General features: G+C 52.7%; 9 protein-coding genes and 1 pseudogene. 5 read left to right on the forward strand and 5 right to left on the reverse strand.

The genetic code is table 11. The features are described 5' to 3' along the window. Nucleotides 1-500 (reverse strand): annotated as a pseudogene (locus B3F49_RS03655) (amidohydrolase); the annotation flags it as partial. Between the two features lie 171 nt (nucleotides 501-671). Between B3F49_RS03655 and B3F49_RS03660 the strand changes: the two are divergent. Genes B3F49_RS03660 through B3F49_RS03670 form a run of 3 tightly spaced genes read left to right on the forward strand, consistent with a single transcriptional unit; the run spans nucleotide 672 to nucleotide 3,730 of the window. Continuing rightward, nucleotides 672-1,943 (forward strand): ABC transporter substrate-binding protein, encoded by a 1,272-nt coding sequence (locus B3F49_RS03660; RefSeq protein WP_293909029.1) that lies wholly within the window; start codon nucleotides 672-674, stop codon nucleotides 1,941-1,943. A 60-nt stretch (nucleotides 1,944-2,003) separates the two neighbouring features. Continuing rightward, nucleotides 2,004-2,888, forward strand: a complete 885-nt coding sequence (locus tag B3F49_RS03665) for a carbohydrate ABC transporter permease (protein WP_293909030.1) — start codon at nucleotides 2,004-2,006, stop codon at nucleotides 2,886-2,888. Continuing rightward, entirely contained in the window at nucleotides 2,885-3,730 is an 846-nt protein-coding gene (locus B3F49_RS03670) for a carbohydrate ABC transporter permease (protein WP_293909032.1), read from the forward strand. Before B3F49_RS03665 ends, B3F49_RS03670 begins: the two co-directional genes overlap by 4 nt. Here B3F49_RS03670 and B3F49_RS03675 read toward each other — a convergent pair whose 3' ends face one another. Both B3F49_RS03675 and B3F49_RS03680 read right to left on the reverse strand, forming a co-directional pair. Beyond that, complete coding sequence (locus B3F49_RS03675) at nucleotides 3,731-5,404, reverse strand: cache domain-containing sensor histidine kinase (RefSeq protein ID WP_293909034.1); 1,674 nt, start codon at nucleotides 5,402-5,404, stop codon at nucleotides 3,731-3,733. Then, nucleotides 5,401-6,138, reverse strand: a complete 738-nt coding sequence (locus tag B3F49_RS03680) for a response regulator transcription factor (RefSeq protein WP_293909036.1) — start codon at nucleotides 6,136-6,138, stop codon at nucleotides 5,401-5,403. Before B3F49_RS03680 ends, B3F49_RS03675 begins: the two co-directional genes overlap by 4 nt. 110 nt (nucleotides 6,139-6,248) lie before the next feature. On the opposite strand from B3F49_RS03680, the gene B3F49_RS03685 reads away from it, so the two are divergent. Both B3F49_RS03685 and B3F49_RS03690 read left to right on the forward strand, forming a co-directional pair. Beyond that, nucleotides 6,249-7,592 carry an alpha-galactosidase gene (locus B3F49_RS03685; RefSeq protein WP_293909038.1) on the forward strand — a complete coding sequence of 448 codons (1,344 nt, stop codon included), beginning with the start codon at nucleotides 6,249-6,251 and terminating at the stop codon, nucleotides 7,590-7,592. Between the two features lie 9 nt (nucleotides 7,593-7,601). Further along, nucleotides 7,602-8,135: a D-lyxose/D-mannose family sugar isomerase gene (locus B3F49_RS03690; protein WP_293909040.1), complete on the forward strand. Its 534-nt coding sequence runs from the start codon at nucleotides 7,602-7,604 to the stop codon at nucleotides 8,133-8,135. A gap of 10 nt (nucleotides 8,136-8,145) precedes the next feature. On the opposite strand, the gene B3F49_RS12390 is transcribed toward B3F49_RS03690, so the two are convergent. Both B3F49_RS12390 and B3F49_RS03695 read right to left on the reverse strand, forming a co-directional pair. Next, nucleotides 8,146-8,286 (reverse strand): DUF4276 family protein, encoded by a 141-nt coding sequence (locus B3F49_RS12390; RefSeq protein WP_414712332.1) that lies wholly within the window; start codon nucleotides 8,284-8,286, stop codon nucleotides 8,146-8,148. Between the two features lie 102 nt (nucleotides 8,287-8,388). Further along, nucleotides 8,389-8,721, reverse strand: coding sequence for a helix-turn-helix domain-containing protein (locus B3F49_RS03695; RefSeq protein ID WP_293909042.1), 333 nt, complete (start codon nucleotides 8,719-8,721; stop codon nucleotides 8,389-8,391). Nucleotides 8,722-8,836: the final 115 nt, after the last annotated feature.

An 8,836-nucleotide genomic window follows, 5' to 3' on the forward strand; every position in this document is an offset into this window, starting at 1 on the left:
CCTGGGCTTCCCAGGTCGAATACCACAACTCCCTTTCTTGCTGCAATCTGCTCATAGAAACCCATCATAAGCGTGTTGTCGAGATTGAAATCGGGGTGGCTTCCCATGATGCCGCAGCCGGTGGACATTTCGAACTTGAAGATGGAAAAGCTCTTTATCAGATTGTCCAGGATCTTCTGTGCATTGCGGCAGTAGGGGTCGAAGGTGGCGGCTGCTGCAAAGCGGGCGGGGTACTTCATTGTAATTTCATGGAGATAGAGGTTGGCAAAGCCGAGAAAGCCACCCTGCAGCAGCACAGCCTTCTCGACATCGTGGGCATCCATCACAGAGAGGAAGCGCTCGGCGGAAAAGGTGGTATCGCCATAGGAAGGGGGAATGAGGTCGATTACCTCACCTGTGGCCCAAACGGCTTTTCCCCCGGGCAGGGCTCTGAGTTCTCCGTCGGCACCAAAGCCGCACAACTGTTCAAATACGTGGGCATGGGCATCAATATAAGACATGGAAAGGCCTCCTTGTTTCCTATACGCTACAAGTGTTCAGCGTATCGGTCAATGGAGATTTCGTTTCTCAGATGTCAAGAAATGATACTACTTTGTCAAAACTCTCTTGCTGGTACGTGTGGTAAAAACGCCGCAGACTACGCTTAATTAGTTCACAAATGGAGGCTTGTTATGAAAAAGACACTCGTACTGCTTCTCATCGCCACCTTGGCAATGGGAGCCGTGTTTGCAACAGGATCGAAAGAAGCTGCAGCACAGTCAGGACCGATCACCCTCAGACTCAGTTGGTGGGGTGGAGACTCCCGCCACACTCCGACCCTCAAGGCCATGGAAGCCTATACCGCACAAAACCCCAACGTGAAGTTGGAAGGCGAGTACGGCGGATGGGACGGATACTATCAGAAGATCGTCACCCAGATCGCCGGTGGTACCGCTGCCGACATCATCCAGATCGACCAGCCCTGGCTTGCCGAGCTCGCCTCCAAGGGAGACGTGTTTGCAACCATCGACAGCTCCATGGTCGACCTCTCCCAGTTCGATGCAGACTTCCTCAAGAATTATTGCACCTACGAAGGCAAGCTGCTTGGGCTTCCCACCGGAACCAACGTCAACACCTTCATTGTTGATGCAAACATGCTCTCCTCGTTCGGCATCGATCCCAATACCAAGTGGACTTGGGAGAACATCATCACCGAAGGAAGGAAAATCAACCAGAAGGACAAGACTGCCTACTTCAGCGGAGCAACACCCGATATCATGCGCTACTGGTTTGAAATCTATATCGCCCAGCTTGCCGGCGCAGTCGTAGACAACAACAAGAAGGTTGCCTTCACCCAGGCACAGGGCACCGAGGCTTTTACCTACTTCAAGCGTTGGTTCGACGAAGGCATTGTCGCTCCCTTCAGCCAGACTTCACTCTTTTATCAGAAGTTCCAGGAGAATCCGTCGTGGATCAACGGCAAGATGGCTACCAGCTGGACTTGGGTAAGCTCCATGGACAAGGACATCGGGGCCCGCACGATGGAAACTCGTCAGTTCCCCGTCATGGCAGGTGCCAAGAACAGTGGAGTCCTGATGAGACCGTCGCAGATTTTCGTTGTCAACAACAACTCCAAGAACAAGGCAGAAGCCATCAAGGTCCTGAACTACCTGTTCACCGACGCCCAGGCTCTTGAGCTGCTCGGCCTTGCACGCGGTATTCCTGCCACCACGATCGGAAGAAGCGTACTCGCCCAGAAAGGCATGATCACCACCATGGCCGAGAAGGCAACCAACGAAGGCATCGCCCAGGCAGGACTGCCGCAGAGCGTATACCAGATGAACAGCGAAGTCATCCAGGTCATGCAGGATGTCATCGATGAGTTCGGTTTCGGCAAGCTTACTCCCGCTGAAGCCTCTGCAAAGCTGATCAAGAATCTTGAGGCCACTCTCGCAACTCTGTAAATCGTCAACGTCGGTCATCCGTCCCAAGCGGGCGGGTGACCTCTTGCAAAGGGAATTGAGATGCTCACACGCAAACGCTACAACTATACAGGATACCTCTACATCCTGCCTTGGATCATTGGGTTTCTGCTGCTCCAGCTCGTTCCCTTGATTAACTCGTTCTGGTACTCCTTCACCAACTTCCAGCTCTTGGGGGACCCCAAGTTCCTGGGTCTGGAGAACTATAAGAAAATCTTTACCGCCGACCCTACCTTTCTGCAGTCGCTGAAAGTCACCTCATACTACGTCCTGATCGCCGTCCCGTTGAAGATTTCCTTCGCCTTGGTCATTGCAATCATCCTCAATCAGAATATCAAGGGTATCAACCTGTTTCGTACCCTCTACTACATACCTTCCATCCTCGGCGGCAGCGTGGCCATCAGTGTACTGTGGAAGTACTTGTTTATGAACCAAGGGGTGGTGAACAACCTCATAGGCCAATTTGGATTCAAGGCTGTGGACTGGCTGGGCGACCCACGCTTTGCACTGGGAACCATCAGTCTGGTCACCGTCTGGCAGTTCGGCTCGTCCATGCTGCTCTTTCTGGCAGGCCTGAAACAAATTCCCGTCAGCCAGTATGAAGCTGCGAGAATCGACGGGGCCGGACGGATGCGCATCTTCTGGCAGATCACCATCCCCGAACTCTCCCCGATCATCCTGTTCAACCTCATCATGCAGATGATCAACGCCTTCCAGGACTTCACCAGCGCATTCGTCATCACCCAGGGTGGTCCGCTCAAGTCGACGTATCTCTACGGTCTCATGCTTTACGACCAGGGCTTCAAGTTCTTCAAGATGGGCTACTCCTCGGCACTCTCGTGGATCCTGTTCGCCATCATTCTCTTCTTCACCAGCCTGACCTTCCGCTCCTCCGAGTCCTGGGTCCACTATGGAGATTCGCTATGATCAAGAGAAAAACCCCCGTTACAAAATTCCTTTCATATTTCTTCTTGATCGTCCTTGCCTACATCATGACTTATCCGCTCCTGTGGATGATCGGGGCGGCATTCAAGAGCAACGAAGAGATTTTCGGCACCATCGGTCTGCTGCCAAAGAATCCGATGTTCGGCGCCTTCGCCGCAGGGTGGAAGGGAACCGGCCAATATGGTTTTTCCACCTTCCTGTACAACACCTTCTTGATGGTCATCCCCACCGTCGTGTTCACCGCTGTCAGTGCGACCTTGATCGGCTATGGATTCGCCCGGTTTGAGTTCCCTTTCAAGAAGACGTTGTTCACCATCATGCTTTCGACGATGATGCTGCCGGCCACCGTCATTCTCATCCCGCGCTACATCTTCTTCCGCAACCTCGGGTGGCTGGACTCCTACCTGCCGTTCATCGTTCCTGCTATGCTTGGCTGCTTTCCGTTCTTCAACTTCATGATGGTCCAGTTCTTCCGCGGCCTTCCCTTGGAGTTGGATGAGTCGGGCAAGCTTGACGGTTGCAACAGCTTCATCATTCTCAAGGATTTGTTGCTTCCGCTCTGCAAGTCCGCCATTTTCTCGGTCATTGTCTTCCAGTTCGTCTGGACCTGGAACGACTTTCTCAACGTCTTGATCTATATCAGCAGCGTGGCAAAATACCCCGTGGCCCTGGGCCTGAGAATGACGATGGATATCTCCACCGAATTCAACTGGAACCAGATTATGGCGATGAGCCTGATTTCGATCGCTCCTCCGATCGTGCTGTTCTTTGCAGCCCAGAAGTACTTTGTCGAGGGAATCGCCACCACCGGCATGAAGAACTGATCACGCTCTGCGCAACGGAAGGACGATCGTGACGGTCACCCCGCCTTCTTGGTTGCTTGCAACGACAATCGGGGACTTCCCTTGGGAGAAGAGCATCAGGCGCTTGTTGATGTTCATCAGCCCAAGGGATTTCTTTTTCTTCAGCACATCGCCTCCCATTGCATTCAGCTGGGCAAGTTCGGTTTCGTTCATGCCCTTGCCGTCGTCTGAAACGACGATTTTCAATTTCCCGGCATCAGTGCAAACCGTTACGGCAATAGTGAGCAACCTGCCTTCGACAAACCCATGGTTGAAGGCATTCTCCAAAATGGGTTGGAGCAGCAGGCTGGGAACCATTATGTCCAGCAGGGTCGGATCAACATGCTCGGTGTAGGTGAACCGGTCGGGAAAGCGGATTTTCTGCAGCTGGACATAGTACCCAGTCTGCTCAAGCTCCTTGGATAGCGGCACTCCGGCAAAGTCATCCACCTGCAGTGAATACTTCAACAGTTTGGAGAGCAATAGTATCATGCGCGATACATCGTTCTCCCCCTCGGCGAGCTTGACCGCCTTCCAGTTGATCGTATCGAGGGTGTTGAACAAAAAGTGGGGGTTGATCTGCATCTGCAGGGCCCGGTACTCCATTGCTTCTTTCTGCCACCTCAGGTAGTCCTGCTCCAGGAAGGTCTTGATCACATGGTGGTTGAGATAATCGAAGATGTTGCGGTACTCCTCGGGACCCTCTCCGGTAAGGTCGGCATCGGCGACCTGATTCAGCTGACGCATGACGTTGGAGAGGAATTTGCGCTCCTGGCGGTTGGTGCGGTGGGTCAGGTACAGTCCAAGCAGCAACGCGATGAACGTCAGGGCGATGGTGTAGTACATCAGGGTGGTCGAGAGCCGGTAGAGCAGGGGCTTGTACATTCCCAAGGAGTATTCCCAGCCGTACTTGCTGGAGGCAGCCTGAAAGTATTGCATGTCCTCTCTTGCATACTGAAGCGGCGTATTGGTGAATAGGAGCTCTCCGTCCCTGTTGCGAACCTCAAGCACCTCCCCGTCTTGGAACTGATAGGCTTGGGCCAGGGATTGTTCCTTGATGTCCAGTACGATGACACCGATGCGTGCATTGAGCTGGTTGGTGATCGTTCGCATGATGCGGATGATCGTCTGCTCGGTGGGAGTGCCCGCTTTCAACTGTACGCGCTCGGAGTAGCTTTGGTTGGAAGGCGGAAGATTCTGGTAGGTCGCAAACCAGGAGCTGTCCTCCAGATGTGAGAGGGGGATGAAGGCCAAGTCGGCACTGAGTACCAGATCTTGTGGGTTTTGCAGATACACATAGATGTTGTGGATGTAGGGACGGGCGTTTGCCGGGGCTGAAAGAAACGAGCGGATCAGACGAATCTCCCGATAGTTGTCCAGATCGACCTGCCCTCCTTCTTGGAGAAAGCGCATCAGGCGTGCCATCATCTCGGGATTGGTGCTGAACATCAAGCTCAAGCTGTCCATCTCATCGAGGATTACATCGTAATAGGATTGGACGGCGGCCAGTTTTTGGTTCGCCTGCAGCACCGAGTTGCTGCGGATGAAGTTGCGTGAGAGCAGCATCGCCCCGCCGCCCAAAAGAAAGGCTACTATGACCAGGGGGAGGCTGTGGCGCATGAAGATCCTGACGATGCGGTTTGGCCGTGTGTTCATTGTCCGCTCTCAGTCTTGAATTTCTGCGGGCTCTTGCCAAAAAACCTGCGGAAGGTGCGGCAGAAGTTCTGCGTATCCTGATACCCCAAGGCTCGTGCAATTTCCTTGTTCTTATACCCGATTTTGCTGTCGAGCATCCGCTTGGCGGTCTCCATCTTCACTGAGAGCAGGTAGTCCTGGAAGTTCTGTCCCGTCTCCTCCTTGAAGAGCCGTGAGAGGTAGCTGGTGGTGACCCCGAGCTCGCTTGCAATGTTTTGCAGGGTGCAGGAGCTGAGCCGCTTTCCGACGATGGCGAACGTTTGGGAAACCAAGGGATTGGCGGCCTGCATCTCTACATTGGGATTGGGTGCCGGAGTAGTCCCGTCGAGAGTATGGCGGATTTTCTCAAAGGTTGCGCGGATTTCCTCGAAGGCGGCGGGTTTGACCAAATACTCCTGGACTCCGTAGCCGATGGCTTTTTTTGCGTACTCAAAATCGTTGTAGGCGCTCATGATGCAAAAAAGCGGACTGGCCGGAAGCGCCTTGAGCTGCTCGATGAGTTCGAGTCCGCTCATGAAAGGCATGCGGATGTCGGTAAGCACGACATCGACATGCTCCTCCCTGCAGTAGGAGAGTGCACTGCGCCCATCGCCGAATGCTCCAACCACCTGAAACCCTATCGATTCCCAGGGGAAATAGGTACTGAGCCCTTCCAAGAGCTCCTTTTCATCGTCTACAATAACCAGCGTATACATAGGTATATTCTAGAGGGAAATGTCAAAAAAAGATACTCAATGTCAAGGTAAACAACCTGTTCCAAGAGACATGACGAGATCAGACTATACCTACTGATAGGAGGGATGAGATGAAAGAGACACGTATCTGCATCATTGGAGGCGGTGGCCGTCTGTGGGCCATCCAGTTCATGAAAGATCTTGCGTACAATACCATGTCCCATGGGACTTTGGTCCTGTACGATATCGATAAAGAAGCAGCCCGAAACAATATTGCCGTAGCAAACCAGGTGTTCGCCGTCAACAAGAGCGAGGGACGTTTCAACGTCATCGCCATCGACGATCTTGGAGAAGCTCTCAGCGGCTGCGACATGGTCATCATCTCCATCGAGCCTGGCAGGACCGAGTGCCGGTATGGTGATTTGGTCCTTCCCGAACAGTACGGCATCCTGCAGTCGGTCGGCGACACAACCGGTCCCGGCGGCATCATGCGCGCCCGTCGGGCCCTGCCCATATTCTTCGACCTTGCCAAAAAGATCGAGCAGTTCTGCCCCGATGCCTGGGTGATCAACTACACCAACCCGATGACCCTCTGCACTGCAGCCCTTTACAAGGCATTCCCCGCCATCAAGGCCCTGGGTTGCTGCCATGAGGTGTTCCATACCCAGAACTTCCTGGCCAAGAAAGTCAGTCAGTGGTTCGGTGTTGCCACCCCCGACCGCAGGGAGATCAAGATCGACCTGACGGGGGTGAATCACTTCACCTTTGTGACCAAGGCCTTCTGGCAGGGTCATGACCTGATGGCAAAGCTCATCGAGGAAGTGCAGGATCCCGCCACGTTCGCCGATGAGACTGAGATCGCCAAGGAGCGCCTTGCCAATGAGAAGTGGTTTGACTGCGACCAAAAGATTGCCTTGGCGTTCCTGCGTGATTTCGGTGCCCTCGGGGCTGCAGGGGACCGTCACCTTGCCGAGTTTGTTCCCTACTTCCTTACCAGCGATGAGAATCTGCACACCTACGGCGTGATTCGTACTCCGTATGAGTGGAGAATGCGTACAGCCAAGGAGAAGCGCAGCAAGATCTTCAAGGATGAAGATCTGAAGGCTGAACTCTCTGATGAGGAGGGCGTGGATATCATGCGCTCGCTCATGGGAGACAAGAGCATGGTCACCAACATCAACCGCCCCAACGAGGGACAGATCAGCTACCTGCCCAAGGGAAGGATTGTGGAGAGCAATGGCCTTATCAGCGAGGATTCGATCAGGCCGATCGTTGCAACCGATCCGCCGCTTGCCATCCAGAACCTGGTCAGGCAGGTCAGCGATGTGCAGGAGATGGTATTGGAGGCTATCTACAACAATGACGACAATCTGTTGTTCACAGCCTTTCTTTCCGACCCGTTGATGAATTTGAGTCTGGACAAGGCGCGTGAGCTCTTTGACAAGATGCTCACATCTTCGGCTTTGCAGTACTAAGGGGGAGTTATGATCAGTAAGAGCGAGTATGAACAGGCAGTAGGGAGAACCCTCTCATTCTTTGAAAAGGCACAGATTGTGCTCACCGAGGAAGAGAAAGCCTCAATCGAGGTTGCCGACTTCGGCCTGGGCGACCTCTCTCATACCGGTCTTGAGCTGATCACCTACCTCAATACCGAGCGTGTCTGTGCCAAGGAACTGGTTTTGTTCCCCTCCCAGACGTGTCCCGAGCACCGTCACCCGGCTTTCGGCTCCTACATCGGCAAGGAAGAGACCTTCCGCTGCCGATGGGGGAGGGTGTTTCTCTATGTAGAGGGTGAAAGAACAAATCCCATCCAGGCCAAAGCGACCGATGGGGTATACACAGTCTTTCATGAAATTGAGCTGCTTCCAGGCGAGCAGTATACCCTCAAACCCAATACCAAGCACTGGTTTCAGGCAGGAGCGGAGGGAGCTGTTGTATCAGAGTTCTCAACTCCCAGCTTTGATGAAGAGGACATCTTTTCTGATCCCGGGATTGTCAGGATACCAAAGATTGGTTAGGCAGCTTTCCTCATTCTACCAGTGATGTAATCCACGCTTCAAAACATGAACATTGCTCACGAATTCTTGGTATTCCGATGGAGTCTGCAATGGTGCATCCATGGATGGTCTTTTTGTATGTATCTCCCGGAAAGTCAAATAGTTTGCAAATATTTGTAAGCTTTCGCTAAAAAGCTTACAAAATCTTGTAAATATTTCTCAGTCTTTCCGTGGCAATACTTCATTGACCATGAAGTCGATGCATGTTTGAGGTTTAGAAGGAAAGCTGTTGTTCATCCAGCCCAAGGGCTTGGGCAACCCGTTTCCTTGAAGCTTGCCTGGGACGCTTCGCTTTTTCCATCTGACAGTAGGCAGCTTGAGAGATATTGAGCCGATGAGCTACTTCCTCCTGGGTCAATCCAAGATATGTTCGCCACGCTGCAATGACAGAAAGCTCATCCAACAGATGGAGTTTTACCACAGCATTGGGGATGGTAATCTGCTCTGATTGGGCCAGCAACCTCTGAAAGTCTTCTACGGGTACGAGGTAGTAATGTGTTTTACCGTCAGATCCAACCACTCTGCTATACTGAGTATGTGCGTTCATCACGTTTTCTTACCTCTTCTATGCTGATGATTTCAACTGTTTCGAGTATATTGAATAATACTCGATAGCTTCCAACTCTCATCCGATAAGCATATCGATGATTTGCCATTTTAAT

This window comes from Sphaerochaeta sp. UBA5836 (assembly GCF_002432845.1).
In the GTDB taxonomy this organism is placed as follows: Bacteria; Spirochaetota; Spirochaetia; order Sphaerochaetales; family Sphaerochaetaceae; genus Sphaerochaeta.